Origin of the sequence: Streptomyces sp. TLI_185, from assembly GCF_003814765.1 — a bacterium.
In the GTDB taxonomy this organism is placed as follows: domain Bacteria; phylum Actinomycetota; class Actinomycetes; order Streptomycetales; family Streptomycetaceae; genus Streptomyces.
Genome location: NZ_RKRB01000001.1, coordinates 1,452,403 through 1,469,598, shown reverse-complemented (window position 1 = coordinate 1,469,598; position 17,196 = coordinate 1,452,403). Strand labels below are relative to the sequence as shown.

Below are 17,196 nucleotides of genomic sequence, written 5' to 3'. Positions count from 1 at the left end.
TACAGATGAGTCCGAGTTCCGCCGATGCCGCGAATCCCGCGCCGACCGGCGTCGGCAACGGGCCCGCCGTCTCCCGTCGGGAGTTCGACGCACTCTTCGAGGCGGTTCGCACGTGGGGTCGCTGGTCCCCGGCCGACCGCGGTGCCTGGAACCGCGTCACCGCGGACCACGTGCGGCGGGCCGCAGCGCGCGTGCGGACCGGGACGGTCGTCCCGCTGGCGCTGCCGTGGAACACCCGGCCCGGCCCCGGCAACCGCAAGCCCGCCCTGCACCACATGACCGACCTCGGCGACGTGGAGGCGCCGGAACCCTCCACCCACAAGGACTTCATCGCCGCCGACTACCACGGCAAGGGCATCACCCATCTCGACGCGCTGTGCCACATCGCCTATCGGGGGCAGCTCTACGACGGCCGCACGGCACACGAGGTCGTCGATGCCGCAGGCGCCCGCTTCGGCGCGGTGTCGACGCTCGGGTCCCTCGTCACGAGGGGAGTGCTCCTCGACCTGCCCGCCGTCCTCGGGATCCACTGGCTGGAGCCGGGGCGAGCGGTGCACGCCAAGGACATCGTCGTTGTGGAGAAGGCGCTCGATGTGACGATCGGCGATGGCGACGCGGTACTGCTGCGCTCCGGACACGTCCGGCGCCGCGAGGAACTCGGCGCCTGGGACCCCGACACGGCCAGCGCGGGCTTTCATGTGGACGCCCTGCCGCTGCTGGCCGAGCGTGGCATCGCGCTGCTCGGCGGAGACGGCGACAGTGACGTACGGCCCTCACCTGTGGACGGCGTGCACTCGCCGGTCCACGCCCTGGCTGTGGCCGCGATGGGGCTGCCACTGCTGGACAACCTCGATCTGGAAGCGCTGTCCGCCGCGACCGCGACGGCGGGGCGGTACGACTTCATGCTCGTCGTGGCGCCGCTGAACGTCCCGGGCGGGACGGGCTCGCCCGTCAACCCGGTCGCTGTCCTGTGACACCGATCCGGTCCGGTCACCGTGTGTGAGGGGCCTTGTGAACGGTGACTCGCGCCTCCAATACCCGTATCCTCGTCCATATCAGACATTTCGGAAGGGTTGACTGTCGAAGGCGCGAGTGAGGCGGAGCGTGGTTCGGGCCGGCGAAGATCCGATACCGACGGGGCGTGCGCCAGGCGGCACGGGGCCCGCCAGTTTCCGTGAGCGGTTCCTGCAGGGTGAGCCGGTCGAGACGGGTGTGCGCACGTCGATCCTGAATTCCTGGCGGCGCTGCCGGACCCTGGGGCTGTCGCCGGACCAGTCCGACCTTCCCTTCCGGGAGGACTTCGAACCGGACGGACGTATCGTCCGCGCGGCCGTTCCGGTGCTCGACCGGCTGCAGGCCATGTTCGCCGGCAGCGCGATGAACATCTCCGTCGCCGACGCGAGCGGGACGGTACTCCTGCGCCGTTTCGGAGAAGCGTCGCTGGCCAGAATTCTCCCGGCCATCCAGAGTGTCCCCGGGTTCGTGTTCGCCGAGAAGGTCGCAGGTACCAACGGCATCGGTCTCGCCCTGGCCGAGCGCCAACCCATCCGGGTCTACGGTGCCGAGCACTTCGCCGAGCGCTCCCAGGGCAGTGCCTGCCGCGCGCTTCCCGTCCGCGACCCGCTCAGCGGCCGCATCGAGGGCGTCCTGTGCTTCGGCTATCCGCGCAGCGCCGAGGACCCGGCGCTGGACACCGTGATACGCAAGGCGGCCGAGGCCATCGAGCGGCGGCTGCTGGGGCAGAGTTCCTCGCGTGAGCGCGCTCTGCTGCGGGCGTACCTGGACAGCGGAGCCGAGGCCGCCGCAGGTTTTCGGCACCGCACAGGGGTGCGGGAACTGGCAGTGGAGATGAGCCCCCGCGACCGGGCGATCCTCATGGAGAAGGCCGCCGAGCTGATCGCCTGCGCGCAGCGGGCCTGTGTCGACGTTCCCCTGTCCGACGGCCGTCGGGTCACGCTCGTGAGCCGGCCGATGACGAGTGCCTCCGGAGTGGAGGGCTTCGCCATCGAGGCCGTTGTCCCCGGTCCCTCACCGCGCGAGCCCCTCGCCTTCCCGCATCAGGTCCACGAGCCGCTGGGCCTCCCTGCCGAGCTTGCCGTCGCCACCTCCCTCACGTTCTCCGGGGGCGTTCCCGACGTGGCGCCCGGGCAGCTCCACGTCACCCCGCCGTCGGAGTATCTTCCCGGCACGGAGCACGGCCCTGTCGCCGTGGGCGTCGAGCGCGTCACGGCCGGCGACGGCACGACGGACGAGCACTCCGACTCCCCACCCCCGGCGAGAGGGCTCGTGATGGTGGGGGAGCCGCACGTGGGGACCTACGCCCTCGCCGCGCGCCGCCGCCTGGAATTGTTGTCCGAGGCCGGCGTCCGCATAGGCACCACCCTGGATGTGCGCAGTACCGCCCGGGAACTCGCCGAGTCGGCGGTGCCGCAACTGGCCGACTTCGTCACCATCGACCTGCCGGAAGCCGTGCTCCGCGGCGAGGAGTCCGCCGATCCCCGCAGTGACCTACGCCGTACGGTGGTCCACGGCATCCATGACGACTGTCCCTTCCACCCGGTCGGCAAGCAGGTCGACTACGGTCCGACGATGCCGCAGTCGCGGTGTCTGACGAGCGGCCGGGCAGTGCTGGAACCGGACCTGAAGGCTGCCGCGGGCTGGTTCGGGCAGGACCCTGAGCACTCCGCACAGCTGCTGAGCCACGTCCGCTCCCTCATCGCGGTGCCCCTGATCGCCCGCGGCGCAGTCCTGGGCGTGGCCGGCTTCTACCGCGCGCAGGACTCGCCACCGTTCGGGGACGACGACCGGTCGCTGGCCCAGGAACTGGCCGCCCGTGCCGCACTGTCCATCGACAACGCCCGGCGCTACACGCGCGAACGCGCCATGGTCCTGGCCCTGCAGCGCAGCCTGCTCCCGCACGGTGTGCCGGACCAGGACGCCGTCGAGGTCGCCCATCGCTACCTGCCCGCCGAATCCGACGTCGGAGGGGACTGGTACGACGTCATACCCCTGTCCGGCACCCGCATCGGGCTCTTCGTCGGCGACGTCGTCGGCCACGGCATGCTCTCCGCCGCCACCATGGGGCGGCTGCGCACGGCCGCCCGCAGTTTCGCCGAACTCGACTTCCCCCCGGACGAGGTCCTCACCCACCTCGACAAACTCGTGGGACGCCTGGACCGGGAGGACCCCGGCGCCGTGGACGCAGGCATCATCGGCGCGACCTGTCTCTACGCCATCTACGACCCGACCACACAGCAGTGCACCATGGCCCGCGCCGGCCATCCCCCGCCCGCTCTGGTCCGCCCCGACGGCACCGTGTCGTTCCCCGACCTGCCCGCCGGACCCCCGCTCGGCCTCGGCGGTCTGCCGTTCGAATCCGCCGAGCTCGACCTCCCTGAGAACAGCCGGCTGGTCCTCTACACCGACGGGCTCATCGAGGACCGTCACCGCGACGTCGACGTGGTCCTCGATCAGCTGCGCGCCACGCTGGCCCAAGCGAACGGCACGCCCGACGAGACCTGCGAGGCGGTACTCGACACGGTGGCTCCCGCCCACCCCTGCGACGACATCGCCCTGCTCGTCGCCCGCACCCACGCCCTGGCCCCCCAGCGGATAGCCACCTGGGACCTGCCCGCGGATCCGGCCCTGGTCAGCGAGGTCCGCGCCTCCGCCACCCGGCAACTGACCGACTGGGGGCTCGACGAGGCCGCGTTCGCCGCCGAACTGGTGCTCAGCGAGCTGGTCACGAACGCCATCCGCCACGGCGCAGGGCCCGTCCGGGTACGGCTGCTCCACGATCGCACCCTGATCTGCGAGGTCTCCGACACCAGCAACACCGCCCCGCACCTGCGCCGAGCGGCCAGCACCGACGAGGGCGGCCGCGGCCTGTTCCTCGTCGCGCAGCTGACGCAGAGCTGGGGCACGCGCTACACCCAGCAGGGCAAGGTCATCTGGGCCGAATGCGGGCTCGAGGGGACCTGAGGCGCCGACCCCGGCGATTCGCTGCTCCGTTGGGGTCAGAGAGAGCGGCCAGATGTCAGAAAATGTGCGACATGTGCCGCTAATGTCACTGATGTACATCGGGAAGAACACGGCAGGTCCAACTCCGGAGAGGTCGGTGCACGAGGCCCACGACACCTCTGCGCATGCGGTCCCGCCCTTCGGGGCGGAACCTCTGGTCCGTGTCCGCGGACTTGCCAAGCGCTTCGGGGGAACCCTCGCGCTCGCCGGGGTCGACCTCGATGTCCACGCCGGCAGCGTCCTCGCCCTCCTCGGTCCCAACGGAGCCGGGAAGTCCACGCTCATCAAGGTGCTCGCCGGCGTCCACCACGCAGACTCGGGGCAGGTCACCGTGGCCGGGCACCCGCTCGGGAGTCACGCCGCTTCCCGGCACATGTCCTTCATCCATCAGGATCTCGGCCTGGTGGAGTGGATGACGGTAGCCGAGAACATCGCTCTGAGCACCGGGTATCCACGCCGCGCCGGACTGATCTCCTGGCGGCTCACCCGAGAACACTGCACCGAGGCCCTGCGGGTCGTCGCCGGACATCTCGACCCCGACACGCCGATCTCCCGCCTCGCCCCGGCCGAGCGTTCGCTTGTCGCCGTCGCACGAGCCCTGGCGGCACGGGCGAGACTCATCGTCCTCGACGAGCCGACCGCCCGCCTGCCCGCCGCGGACTGCACCCGGCTGTTCCGGGTGCTGCACTCCCTGCGCGACCGGGGGCACGGCATCCTCTACGTCAGCCATCGCCTGGACGAGGTGTACGAGGTCGCCGACACCTTCGCCGTGCTGCGCGACGGCCGCCTGGTCAGCCACGGCTCGTTGGCGGGCCACACTCCTGCCCGCCTGGTGCGCGCCATCACCGGCGAGGGGCCGACCGATCACCGCCCCGCCACCACCCCGGCCGACGGCCCGGCCGTCCTGACCCTGGACGGGGTGCGCACCCCCGACGCGGGACCGGTGAGTCTGGAGCTCAGGCGGGGCGAAGTCCTCGGCCTGGTCGGCCTCACGGGCGCCGGGCACATGGGCCTCGCCCGAGCCCTCGCGGGCGCCCGGCCCCTCCTCGGCGGACGGGCCCTTCTCGGCGGTCGCCCGTACCATCCCCGTACGGTCGCGGAAGCCGTCGGACGGGGTGTCGCCCTCGTACCCGGTGACAGACAGCGGGAGGGGTGCCTCGCCGAGCTGACCGTACGGGAGAACCTCCTGGCCAACCCCCGGGCGGGAGGCATGTCGGCGCTGTGCTGGCTCAGCCCCCGCCGCGAACGCGCCGAGGCCGGCACCCTGATCGAACGGTTCTCGGTGCGTCCCCACGACAGCGAGGCCGCCATCGTCACCCTGTCCGGGGGGAACCAGCAGAAGGTCATGATCGGCCGGTGGCTGCGGCTGGCCCTGCGCCTGCTGATCCTCGAGGATCCGACGGCGAGCGTGGACATCGGTGCCAAAGCCGCGATCCACCGCCTGCTCGACGAGGCGCTCGCTGCCGGCCTCGCGGTCCTCCTCGTCTCCAGCGACTTCGAGGAGGTCGCGGGCGTGTGCCGGCGCGCCCTGGTCTTCGTCCGCGGATCCGTGACGGCCGAGCTGACCGGCCCGGCCCTCACGGTCACCGAGCTCACGCGGGCGGCTTCGGCCCTGCCCTCCTCCGGAACCGCGGCGAATCCGTGACCGGCTCCCCCTCTCCGGCTGCGCCCCCGCCACGGCCGCGTCGCCCGGGCTCACCGAGGCGACTCGCCCGACCGCACGGCCGGAGCGGGCAACTCATCGGCGCCTACGGCCTCCTGACCCTCACCGCCCTGCTCTTCCTGATCTTCTCCCTCACCCTGCCGCGTACCTTTCCCACCCGGGACACCGTCGACTCGATCCTGTCCAACCAGTCGATCCCGGCCGTCCTCGCGCTCGCCGCGATGGTCCCCATCGTGACCGGCGCGTTCGACCTCTCCATCGGCTACGGTCTCGGCCTGGCGCACGTCATGGTGATGCAGCTCGTCGTGGCCGACGGGTGGCCCTGGCCGCTTGCCTGCCTCACGGTGATCGCCGGAGGGGGCGTCGTGGGCGTCCTCAACGGTGTCGTCGTCGAATTCGGACGGATCGACTCGTTCATCGCCACGCTCGGAACCGGCAGCATGATGTACGCGGTGACCGGATGGGTCACCGGCGGCGGCCGGATCGTCCCCGGCCCGCAAGGCCTCCCGGCCGCCTTCACCGACATCTACGACTCGACGTTCCTCGGCCTGCCGGTTCCCGCCTTTTACGTGCTCGCGCTCACGGTCGCCCTCTGGGTGGTTCTGGAGCGGCTGCCGCTCGGCAGGTACCTGCACGTCGTCGGGTCGAACCCGCGCGCCGCCGACCTGGTCGGCATCCCGACCCGCAAGTACACCGTCTACGCCTTCGCCGCGTCGGGACTGATCGTCGGCTTCGACGGAGTGCTGCTCGCGGCCCAGCAGCAGATCGGCAATCCCAGTGTCGGCCTCGACTACCTGCTGCCCGCGTTCGTCGGGGCCCTCCTCGGCTCCACCGCCATCAAACCCGGGCGCCCCAACGCCCTGGGCACCCTCGTCGCCGTCGCCGTCCTCGCCGTCGGCCTCACCGGCATCGCCCAGATGGGCGGCGATTTCTGGACGGTCCCGTTGTTCTACGGCGGCACCCTGCTCCTCGCCGTCGGACTGGCCGGCTACTCCGCTCGTCGCCGACTGCGCACCGGCGCGGTCGTCGCCCGCGATTCGCCCGCCGTGACACAGGACGACGGCACGCCGGGCAGCCCTCCATGACCCACGCCGCGGGCACCGCCGGAGTGCCCGGGCGGCATCCTCCGCAAGGAGCTTCCGTGCACCGCAACCGCAACACCCCCACCGTCCGCAACGCGCGGTCGACTGCCACCGCCCTGGTGGTCGCGGTCTTCGTGCTGGCCGGCTGTGAACGCGGCTCGTCGAGCGGCCCGGCGCACTCCACCTCGGGTCCGAGCGGCTGCCCCGCGGCCCAGACCAGGGCCCAGGCCGCCGTCAGCCGGGCTGAGCGGACCGACATCCCCTGGAACGGACCGACCAGCGGTCCCACCGCGGTGGCCGGCAAGACCATCGTCTACGTCGCCCAGACCATGACCAATCCCGGAGTCGCGGGCGCCGCGGACAGCGTGCGGAAAGCCGCGCGCGTCATCGGCTGGCACGTCCGGGTGATCGACGGTGGCGGCACCCCCGCCGGCATCCAGGCGGCGATGAGCGAGGCCGTGGACGTCAGACCCTCGGGCATCGTCATCGGGGGCTTCGACCCGGGCTCGACCTCGCAGCAGGTGGCGCGTGCGAACGCGGCAGGCATCCCGCTCATCGGCTGGCACGCGGTCGCTTCCCCCGGCCCCAGCCGGCGCCCCAGGCTCTTCACCAACGTCACCACCAAAGTCGAGGACGTGGCCAGAGCCAGTGCGCAGTGGGTCATCTCGAGCTCCGACGGCACAGCCGGGGCCGTGGTCTTCACCGATGCCTCGATCCCCTTCGCCAAGTACAAGTCCGACCTGATCAGGAAGGAGCTGGCCACCTGCGCGGGAGTGAAGCTGCTGGCGTACGAGAACATCCCGATCCCGGATGCCGGCAGCCGCACGCCCCGGGAGATCTCCTCACTGCTCTCCCGCTTCCAGGGGAGGTGGACCCACTCCGTCGCCATCAACGACCTGTACTTCGCCGATGCCGCCCCGGCGTTCCGCGCGGCCGGCAAGAAGGGTTCCGGCCCGCCCTTCAACATCGGCGCCGGCGACGGCGACCCCTCCGCCTTCCAGCGCATCAACAGCAAGCAGTACCAGGCGGCCACCGTGCCAGAGCCGCTGTCCCTGCAGGGCTGGCAGATCGTCGACGAGTTCAACCGCGCCTTCTCCGGCCGCCCGGCCAGCGGTTATGTGGCCCCCGTCCACATCAGCACGGCCGACAACAGCCACGGCGCCACGACCTGGGATCCGGCGGGATACCGGGAGGCGTACCGGAAGATCTGGGGCACGTGACACTGGCGGCGGGGACCGGTCAACGTGGCGGCGCGTACTCGGTGAGCAGGAGCGCGATGTCGTCCGCCCTGTCGGGGGAAGCGTGGCAGGCATCCCGCAGCAGCCCGTCGGCCAGATCGTCCAGGCCGCCCCCGCCGAGCCGGGCCAGCGCCCCCCGGAGTCGCTCGACGTCGGAGCCGATGTCCGAGTCGCGCCTCTCGATCAACCCGTCCGTATAGAGGGCCAGGACCGACCCGGGAGCGAGACGCAGCTCCGACTCCGGAAAGCGTGCCGTCGCGTCGATGCCGAGCAGCGGGCCGCCGGGCACATCCAGGATCTTGGTGTGCCCGTCGGGCAGGCGCAGCAGGGGCGGGAGATGGCCCGCGCGGACGATGCGCACGATCCCCGAGCGGGGATGGAACTGGGCGTAGCAGCAGCTGGCGAGGAGCACCGGGTCGAGGTCCATGTGGAGCCGGTTGGTGCCGGCGGCGACGTCGCTCGGTCGGTGGCCGGCGGCGACGAATGCCCGCATGGCGCTGCGCAGTTGGCCCATGGCGGCCGCGGCGGGGACGTTGTGCCCCTCGACGTCCCCGACGATCAGTGCGACTTCGTCGCCGGTGGGGATGACGTCGTACCAGTCGCCGCCGATGTCCATCCCCCTGGTGCCCGGAAGGTAACGCCCGGTGACGTGCAGCCCCGGCACAGTGGGCAGCCGGTGCGGCAGCAGCGCGTCCTGCAGGCCGCGGGCGAGGGCGAATTCGGTGTCGTAGAGTCTGGCGCGTTCCAGCGCCTGGCCGATCAGGCCGCCCAGCGCGGTGAGGACTCCGCGCTCCTCGTCGGGGAACCGGTGGATGTCGTCGAAGCCGAGGATGCAGGCGCCGACCGGCTGGTTCGAGGCGATCAGCGGCAGGAACGCCCAGGAGTTGGTGTGACCCACCATGAGCCCGGGGTAGCTCTCGAGGAGCTGCTCCCGGGACTCGAAGAAGAGCGGGACCCCGGAGGTCAGCGCGTCCGTCACGGGCAGCCGGGCGTGCAGCGGGGTGCCTTCGAACCGGGCGAGAAAGCGTTTCGAGTAGCCGCGCTGAGCGAGCAGGTGCAGGCGCCGTTCCTCCACCACGGCGATCGCGAGCTTCTGGCCGCCGAACGCCGGCAGCAACTGGTCGGCGACGGCATCGAACACCTCGTCCGCGGTGGCCGCCTCGGTGAGGGCGCTGCCCAGCGTGAGCACCCGGTAGAGGGAACCCACGCGGGGGGCCGCGGGCGGAGGCGCCGAGGAGATGGGCGGCCCCTCCCCGGTGACCGGTGCACCGGGTACGGTGCCGGCCGGTACGGGCTGCCGCACTCGTGAGACCCATCCCGTCATGCCCTGAGCGCCCGGGTGGAGGGAGAAGACCAGCCACTCGTCCGGCGGGCGGCGGACCAGGAAGGAGACCGGCTGCTGGGAGACGGCGGCGGCCCGGTAGCGGTCCTCGTACACGGGATCGGCCAGCCAAGGCAGGATGTCCCAGGGGCGCCGGCCGAGCAGTTCGTCCTGGCGGACCCGGAGCAGATCCTCCAGGCTGTGGTTGGCGTAGGCGAGGCGTCCGTCGGGAGAGAGCGCGAAGAAACCGTCCGCGAGCCGCTCGATCGCCGCCACGGCGGCCATGCCGCTCCCGGAGTCCAGCACGGCGCCGACCAGGTGACAAGAGGCCTCCGAGTCGTCGGGGCTCTCCGGTACCCGGCCCCACAGCTCGACGACGCGGTGTCCACCACGGCCGTCCAGGATGCGTAGGCGGTGCGCCAGTAGGTGTCCCTCCTCGACCGCGGCGCGGGCGGCGGACCCGAAACCGGGCAGATCCGCCGGCTCGATGTAGGCCGCCAGTGTGGCCGCGCGACCGTCGAACGCGCGGGGCGCAATCCCGAAGATCGCGCACAGCTCGTCGTCGGCAGTGAGGGCTCCGGTGTCGAGGTTCCAGTCGAACAGGCCCACCCGGATCGCCGGAGCGGACGGCAGCGGGACCAGTACCGGAGCCGTCCGCTCGTCGTACTCACCGAGCGTGCCGCGGGCCCGCAGTCCGGCGAGGGCGGTGCCCAGCCGGTCGGCGGCGGAGCGCAACTGCCCGCGCTGCGCCCTCGACAGTCCGGTCCCGTCCGGCCTGGGCGTCCACACCACGGCGATGGCGCCGAAGGTCCGCTCGCCCGCCCGTACGGGGACCGAGGCAGAGCCGAACGGGTAGGGCAGGGCGATCGAGAGTTGGGGGAAGCGCCGCATCGTCTCCTCCGCGCCGGCCAGGTGGACCATGCGCCCGGAGCGGCACGCCTCCGCCACTGGCATCCGGCTGTTGACCGGGATCCGACGCCACCCGCTGAGCAGGGAGGGCGGTGTCCCGCAGGACGCGGCCACGACAAGCGAGCGATGGTCGCCGGAGAGCAGGAACACGCTTCCGGTATGTGCTCCGGTGACCTCCACGGCATGGACCACGGCCCTCACCAACGCGTCGTCGCGCTCGGGCGCTTCGCCGACACCCGCGGCGCTGAGCGGGTATGAGCTCGATGCCATACCGTTGGCCGACACGCTGCCCTCGATCATCCATGGAGTGCTTTTCCCAGTTTAGGGTTATTCGCACCTCTCTGTGGATGGATGTCGGGCCGGTATGGGTGAGCCGATTTTGTCCCCACCTCCTCTCACCACCTGTGCGGGCGTGCTCGCACGGTTGGGGCGGCCGGCACCTCGGGGGCGGGCGTTGGCTGCGTGTCCTGACGGAGTGCTGGATGCGGCCCGTAGTGCAAAAACCGAGCCGTGTGTGCTCGCCCTCAGGGGTCGAGCAGAACCTCCTGGAAACGCTGGACGTAGTCCTCTCCTGACCCACCCGGTGCCGGGTCGGCGGGCCGTCCGGAGCCTGCCTGGCGTGTGTCTCAACCGTTGTCTTCGCGAAGGGCCTTGTCGATCTCGCCCAGTGCTCCGGTCAGCTGCGTGTAGTCGTCGGCTGTCAGCGGTTTGACGAAGTACTTCTCCACCACCTGCGCGTGGACGGCCGCCGCCCGTACGAACGCCGTACGTCCTTCGGGGGTCGGTTCCACCAGGGCCACCCGCCGGTCCTCGGCGGACGGCACGCGACGGACCAGGCCGGCGTCCTCCATGCGGTCGATCAGGCGGGTGGTGCCGCTGCTGGTGAGGGTGAGGTCGTCGGCCAGCTGCCGCTGGGAGACCTCCTCGCCGGGCCGGCGGCAGAGACGGATCAGCACCTCAAGCATGGTGTGGCTGATCCCGCACTCCTGCCGCAGCGCGCTGTCGATGCGCTGTTCCAGGCGCGTGGCGGACTTGATCAGCAGGCCGAAGTCGCGCACAAGCCGGCTGTTGGCGGCACGGGCTGCGACTTCGTCGCTGGGTGGCGGCGTCGGGTTCATCACCGTCGATTTTACTGCCTCCTCACCTACTGCTGTCTCAATCACTGACTAGTCAATTGCTGACTGCTCAGCTAAATTCTCAGAGTGAGCTCAACACCGCGAGCGAGAGGGAGATCCACGTGGACCTGCAGCACTGGCTCGGCCGAGCCACTCACGCGATACAGGACTGGACCGAAGCCTTCGGTCCCTACCAGCGCCACCCGTCCCTGCAGGTGGACGACGACCGCTTCGCGTCGGTCTTCGCAGGGTTCACCGAGAGGCTGAAGGACAACTACCCCTTCTTCCACCCGCACTACGCGGGCCAGATGCTCAAGCCCCCGCACCCCGCGGCGGTGGTCGGCTACCTCACCGCCATGCTGATCAACCCCAACAACCACGCCCTGGACGGCGGCCCCGCCACCGCCGCGATGGAACGGGAGGTCGTCGCGCAGCTCGCCGCGATGTTCGGTTACGACACCCACCTCGGCCACCTCACCACCAGCGGCACGATCGCCAACCTCGAAGCCCTCTTCGTCGCCCGCGAACTGCACCCCGGCCGCGGCATCGCCCACAGCGCCGACGCCCACTACACCCACGGCCGCATGTGTCACGTCCTGGGCATGACGAGCCACCCCGTCCGCACCGACAGCCAGGGACGGATGGACCTCGAAGCGCTGGAGGGCGTACTGCGCACCGGTCAGGTGGGCACCGTCGTCGTCACCACCGGCACCACCGGACTGGGCGCCGTCGACCCCGTTCACGACATCCTGCCCCTGGCCGAGCGGTACGGCGTCCGCGTCCACGTCGATGCCGCGTACGGCGGCTTCTTCACGCTCCTGGCCGGAGCGGGCGGCATCGAGGGGCTGCCGCCCGAGCCCTGGCGGGCCATCGCACGCGCCGACTCGGTCGTCGTCGACCCCCACAAGCACGGCCTGCAGCCCTACGGCTGCGGAGCCGTCCTCTTCCGCGACCCCGAGGTGGGCCGCTTCTACCTCCATGACTCGCCGTACACCTACTTCACCTCCGCCGAGCTGCACCTCGGCGAGATCAGCCTGGAATGCTCCCGCGCCGGCGCCTCCGCGGCCGCCCTGTGGCTCACCTTCCAGCTCCTGCCGCCCACTCCCGACGGCCTCGGCCGGGTCCTGGCGGCCGGCCGCCGAGCAGCCCTGAAGTGGGCGGACCTGATCGAGACATCAGACCTTCTGGAGCTCTACCAGCAGCCCCAGTTGGACATCGTCACCTACTTCCCCGCCGTCGATCCCGCGACCCTCAGCGGCATCGACGCGACGTCCGCGCGCATCCTGGCGGACGGCATGACGGCCCCCGATCCCGTGTACGTCAGCACCTTCAAAGCCGGCCGCGAGGCGTTCACCGCCCGCCATCCCAAGATCACAGCCGACGCCGACGCCGCCAGGATCCTCCGCAGCGTCCTGATGAAGCCGGAGTCCGAAGACCACGTCGAGCACCTGCACAACCGGGTCGAGCAGCTGACCCGGTCCCGCTGACCACCGCGCCGGATCCCTGACCGCACCCGCCCGTGGCCAGCCGGTTGACTCTTTGTCAAATGCCGTTATTGGAAAGGAAGTTGACGGTCGCATTCGGACGTGAAAGGGCGTACACATTACCTTCACACCGTGTAGCTTCTACCCGTCAGTAGAGGCTTGAGCAAGGGTGGATGTGTGGTTGCCTCTCCGCATGCCGAAAAGTTCGCCGCCTGCCTTCGGATGCTGAAGGACCGCAGCGGTCGGGGCTACGACCGCCTCGGCAAGGAGGCCGGCGTCAGTGGTTCCAGTCTGCATCGGTACTGCTCCGGCCTCAGCGTCCCCACGGACTACCGGGTGGTGCACGCCTTCGCCAAGGTGTGCGGCGCCAGTGCGGAGGAGCTCCGCGAACTGCACCGGCTGTGGGCGCTGGCGGACACCGAGCGGGACGTGCCGGCTGCGACCGCCGAGGAGAACAGCCCGCCGGAGATCACCCCCGACGGGACCGACGAGCCGCGACGGTCCCGGATGCCCGAGAAGCTGTCCTCCCGTGTGGCGGTACTGGCCGCCGTCGCCGCGGTGGTACTGGTGGCCGGCTTCGTGTGGCTGCCCGGCAGTGGCCCGGCCGGTGAGCCGGCGGCCAAGGACAAGGTGCTGGAGTCCCCGGCGTGCGCAACGGTGAGCATGGGGGAGCACGACGAGTGCGTGCGCGAGGTCCAGAACCTGTTGGTGCGGGCCAAGGGCAGACTCGCCGTCGACGGGGACTTCGGGCCGGAGACCCTGCGCAGAGTGACCGCGTTCCAGGTGCTGGCAGGGGTGACGGCCCGAGGCGTGGTCGACGAGGACACCAAGAAGGCGCTCTATGCGCAGAAGGTGAGCATGACGACCTGGTCGCCGGCCGAGGTGACGAAGCGGATCCGGGAGGTGTTCGTCGAGGATCCCGACACCGCCGTGGCCATCGCCCGCTGTGCGTCGTTCCTCGACCCGCTGTGGGTGCTGCCCAACACCAACGGCAGCCGCAACTGGGGCGTGTTCCAGATCTCCGACGCCCGCCTGCGGGACCTCGACGGCACACCGCGCCGGGCGTTCGACCCGGACTGGAACATCAAGGCGGCTCACCGGCTGTGGAGTGTCCGGCACGACTTCCACGACTGGCCCTCCTGCCAGGCGGCGTTGAAGGACACACCGAAGAGCTGAACGCCGGGGTCCTCGGATACTCCTCCGCGGTACCCGAGGACCCCGGATCCCGCGGCGGCGTCAGATCGTGCCGCTCTCCCACCACCAGTCGCGCCCGAGATCGGCCCGGCTGTCGACGTGCTGGTGGTCGACGGTGTACCTCTCCAGCCCGGAGAACCCGCAGGTCTCCGCCTTCTGATAGACGGTCTTGTTGGCCACGCCGGGCACGTCGAGGTCGGCGGCGGTGCCGTACAGGTGCATGCTGTCGGTGGCCCCGCCGATGTCGGCGTTGTGCGCGATGCTGCGGAAGCCGGAGTTGACCGTGATCGGCTTGTCGCCCAGCTTCTTGCGCAGCGCCTCCAGCTTGTACATACAGCGGCGGACGTTCTCCTTCACCTGTGACGCGCTCAGTTTGCCGCCGTCGAAGGTGCCGCTCGACTGGTCCACGAACTCGCTCCAGTTGAAGTGGAGCGTGGAGCCGTCCGTCTGCTCCAGCGCGTTGAGCTTCGCCTGGGTGTTGGGTCCTGCGCTGGCGTCGGCGCTGAGGCCGTACGCCGTCTGGAACCGCCGTACGGCCGCCGCCGTGCCGGGGCCGAAGTCCCCGTCGATGCCGACCCGGCTGTGGCCGGCGCTGTCCGCCGCCCACCCCGCGATTCTGATCTGCAGCTCGGTCACGTCGGCGCCGCTGTCGCCCTGTGTCAGGGTGCGCGACCACGCATAGGCCTGTGCGGTGCCCGAGAACAGCAGCTGCCCGAACGCGACGCCGGCACCGGCGGCCAGCGTGCCACGCAGCATGGCGCGGCGGTTGAGGGGCCGGAAGGAGGAAGCCATGATTGCCCTTTCGGGGAACGGTGGTGCGGGAGAGGTCAGTAGGCGATCTGGAACGTGACGTTCTGCGCGTCGGTGTCATAGGCGTGCACGCGCAGAACGAAGTGGGTGCCGTCCTTGACGTCGGTCGCGACGGTCCCCCACTCGGTTCCGTGTGTGGTGTACGCGTCGTCGTTGTTGCACTTGCTGGTGTGGTCGACGAACACCACACAGGCGTCCAGGTACACCCCCGGCTCGTCCGTGATGAGCCGGATGTTGATGTCGTTGCACCGCGAGGACGCGGTGTAGGTGCCGTACTCCTTGGCGGCCGCCTGGTAGTGGTACGTCAGCGTCCTGGCGCCGCCGTAGCAGCTGACGGCGGCGGCCGAGGGCTGGGCCGAGGCCGGCGCGGCGCCCGCTCCCAGCAGTGCGGCCGCGGTGAACAGCGCAGAGGCGAACACCCTTTTGCGGGCCATGGTGGTCTCCGGTGGTGAGGGGGGGGCAGAAAGCGGTCGGGCTCTCCTGTTTCCGGCGGATCAGCGGTTGGCCAGACGGTCCAGATCGTCCTGGGTGCCGTTGAACACGTCCGCGGTCGCCGGTGCTTTGATGCCCGGGAACAGCGCGGCGTCGGTGTACTGCCACATCGCCCAGGTCGTCGAGCCGTTCGGCAGCGGCGGCTGGCTGATCGACTGGCGGTAGTCCGCGAGTTGCAGCGGATAGCGGGCGAAGGCGGTGGTCGACCCCAGGCAGTCGTCCAGGAAGGACTTCTGGGTGTAGATGATCGGCGTGCGGCCGAAGGCAGCTTCGACCTTGTCGAGCCATGCCTTGGTGTCGTCCACCGTGCCGTAGGTGGGACAGCGGCCACTGCCGTCGTCCATGCGTTCCAGGTCGAAGACCGGCGGCAGGTCACCGGCACGCTGCCCGGTGTAGCCGGTCGCCCGCACCGCGGCGATGAACCGGTCGGCCTGCGCGGCACCCGTGTCGGGTGAGGTGCCCGTGTAGAAGTGGTAGGGCGCGACGGCCAGCCCCGCCGTCCTGGCCGCCTCGAGGTCGGTGGCGAGGTATTCGTCGGTGACGTTCGTGCCCCTGGTGGCCTTGACGGTCGCGAACTCGACACCCGAGGCCCGGACGGCCTTCCAGTCGATCGGCGCGCCGCCGGGGTGCTGGTACTTGGCCGTGTCCAGGCCGTCGATCGGATAGCCGGCGGGCCGCGGGGGCGTGCAGTACGTGTTGCGGCTGGACCAATCCACCAGTCTGGCCCAGGTGTTGGGGCCCACGACGCCGTCGGCACTGAGGCCGGCGCAGTTCTGGAGCTCGATGACCCGGGCCTCGGTTCCGCCGCCGAAGTCACCGTCGATGGTCAGCGGCGGGTAGTGGAACGGTTCCATGGCCAGGTTCAGCCGGCACTGAACTTCCTTGACCTCGCTGCCCGTCGCCCCTCGACGCAGCGTCGGACGTGTGCCGGTGTGGCCGCACACGGTCGACTGCGCCGTACCCGACGTGCCCTGGGTGGCGCACGTGTGCGGTTGGGCGGCCCAGGTGTTCAGCGCAGCCCAGGTCTGCGGGCCGAGCACGCCGTCCACGCCCAGCCCGGCGCACCGCTGGAACTCCTTGACCCGTGTCTCCGTCGCCGGCCCGAACGAGCCGTCCGCCGCGATCGGTGTGTAGCGGCTCGGCTTCGTCGCCAGGTTGAGTTCGCACTGTGCCTCGACCGCCGAGCTCCCCGTCGATCCCCGCTGCAGCGTGGGCTGTGCGCTCGTGTGCCCGCAGACCGCGACCGCGGTGACGGCGGACTCCGCCGCCTGCACCGCCGTTGGCCCGTACAAAGGCAGGACCGCTGCTGCGGCGAGGGTCAGTCCCCGCAGAAGCGTCGTCCTCTGTCCCATCTGGTGTTCCCCCTCTTGCTGGTGAGTGACCGGAACCCCCGGCGCAGATCATGCTGGCAGCGGTGGTTCGAAGGCCGGATCCCCCTGTCCCGCATTGGGACGCGGGGACAGCCACGCGCCCGTGACCTGCGGTGACGGAATACGGCTGGGATGAACTTGGGACACGGGCGCCGGAGGGAGAGCGATGGGGGAGGCGGTGTGCCGACCGGTACCTTCGCGGACCTCTGAACGGTCGGCGTCTCCGATGGGTACAGGTCGGAAACATTCGCTGGACCGATGATGCGCGGCATCGGACTCTGATCGTCTGTCCGACAACCATTCCTCCCCTCGCATGCTGCCGTGGTTCGGGCGTCTCGCTGTGTCTGCTCGCGGTGCTCACCGGCCGGGGACCGGAGAAGCGCCGTACGGCATTGGGACTTGGGCCGGCCTCGGTCGTCGTACCGCTGAGCACCGAGGGAACAGCCGCGAACCCGCACTCCGAGCACTGGCCGACAGCCCGCTGACCCATTCCGTGGC

The 17,196-nt window shown here is 70.7% G+C and carries 12 protein-coding genes; 7 read left to right on the top strand and 5 right to left on the bottom strand.

Translation table 11 applies throughout. The features are described from left to right. Positions 1-5 precede the first annotated feature (5 nt). The 5 genes from EDD92_RS06590 (at position 6) to EDD92_RS06570 (ending at position 7,985) form a co-directional block, all read left to right on the top strand. On the top strand, positions 6-974 hold the full coding sequence (locus EDD92_RS06590; RefSeq protein WP_123963432.1) for a cyclase family protein: 969 nt from the start codon (positions 6-8) through the stop codon (positions 972-974). Positions 975-1,104: 130 nt separating this feature from the next. Then, positions 1,105-3,981 carry a SpoIIE family protein phosphatase gene (locus EDD92_RS06585; RefSeq protein ID WP_123963431.1) on the top strand — a complete coding sequence of 959 codons (2,877 nt, stop codon included), beginning with the start codon at positions 1,105-1,107 and terminating at the stop codon, positions 3,979-3,981. 136 nt (positions 3,982-4,117) lie between these two features. Continuing rightward, complete coding sequence (locus EDD92_RS06580; RefSeq protein ID WP_123963430.1) at positions 4,118-5,665, top strand: sugar ABC transporter ATP-binding protein; 1,548 nt, start codon at positions 4,118-4,120, stop codon at positions 5,663-5,665. After that, entirely contained in the window at positions 5,662-6,768 is a 1,107-nt protein-coding gene (locus tag EDD92_RS06575) for an ABC transporter permease (protein ID WP_123963429.1), read from the top strand. The genes EDD92_RS06580 and EDD92_RS06575 overlap by 4 nt, the downstream gene beginning before the upstream one ends. Before the next feature lie 56 nt (positions 6,769-6,824). Beyond that, positions 6,825-7,985 carry a substrate-binding domain-containing protein gene (locus EDD92_RS06570; protein ID WP_123963428.1) on the top strand — a complete coding sequence of 387 codons (1,161 nt, stop codon included), beginning with the start codon at positions 6,825-6,827 and terminating at the stop codon, positions 7,983-7,985. Between the two features lie 19 nt (positions 7,986-8,004). Here EDD92_RS06570 and EDD92_RS06565 read toward each other — a convergent pair whose 3' ends face one another. Together EDD92_RS06565 and EDD92_RS06560 are read right to left on the bottom strand one after the other, a co-directional pair. Then, entirely contained in the window at positions 8,005-10,503 is a 2,499-nt protein-coding gene (locus EDD92_RS06565; protein WP_260326372.1) for a SpoIIE family protein phosphatase, read from the bottom strand. 356 nt (positions 10,504-10,859) lie between these two features. Then, the gene (locus EDD92_RS06560) at positions 10,860-11,351 is read right to left on the bottom strand and encodes a MarR family winged helix-turn-helix transcriptional regulator (RefSeq protein ID WP_123963426.1); all 492 of its coding nucleotides are present in this window, start codon (positions 11,349-11,351) and stop codon (positions 10,860-10,862) included. 119 nt (positions 11,352-11,470) lie between these two features. Here EDD92_RS06560 and EDD92_RS06555 point away from each other — a divergent pair, with 119 nt between their 5' ends. Beyond that, positions 11,471-12,835, top strand: a complete 1,365-nt coding sequence (locus EDD92_RS06555) for an aminotransferase class I/II-fold pyridoxal phosphate-dependent enzyme (protein ID WP_123963425.1) — start codon at positions 11,471-11,473, stop codon at positions 12,833-12,835. Between the two features lie 174 nt (positions 12,836-13,009). After that, positions 13,010-14,008, top strand: coding sequence for a helix-turn-helix domain-containing protein (locus EDD92_RS06550; protein WP_123963424.1), 999 nt, complete (start codon positions 13,010-13,012; stop codon positions 14,006-14,008). Between the two features lie 60 nt (positions 14,009-14,068). Here the strand turns inward: EDD92_RS06550 and EDD92_RS06545 are convergent, their stop codons facing one another. Genes EDD92_RS06545 through EDD92_RS06535 form a run of 3 tightly spaced genes read right to left on the bottom strand, consistent with a single transcriptional unit; the run spans position 14,069 to position 16,680 of the window. Then, on the bottom strand, positions 14,069-14,818 hold the full coding sequence (locus EDD92_RS06545; RefSeq protein ID WP_123963423.1) for a D-Ala-D-Ala carboxypeptidase family metallohydrolase: 750 nt from the start codon (positions 14,816-14,818) through the stop codon (positions 14,069-14,071). A gap of 35 nt (positions 14,819-14,853) precedes the next feature. After that, entirely contained in the window at positions 14,854-15,270 is a 417-nt protein-coding gene (locus EDD92_RS06540; RefSeq protein ID WP_123963422.1) for a hypothetical protein, read from the bottom strand. A 60-nt stretch (positions 15,271-15,330) separates the two neighbouring features. Further along, the gene (locus EDD92_RS06535) at positions 15,331-16,680 is read right to left on the bottom strand and encodes a GH25 family lysozyme (protein ID WP_123963421.1); all 1,350 of its coding nucleotides are present in this window, start codon (positions 16,678-16,680) and stop codon (positions 15,331-15,333) included. Between the last annotated feature and the right edge of the window lie 516 nt (positions 16,681-17,196).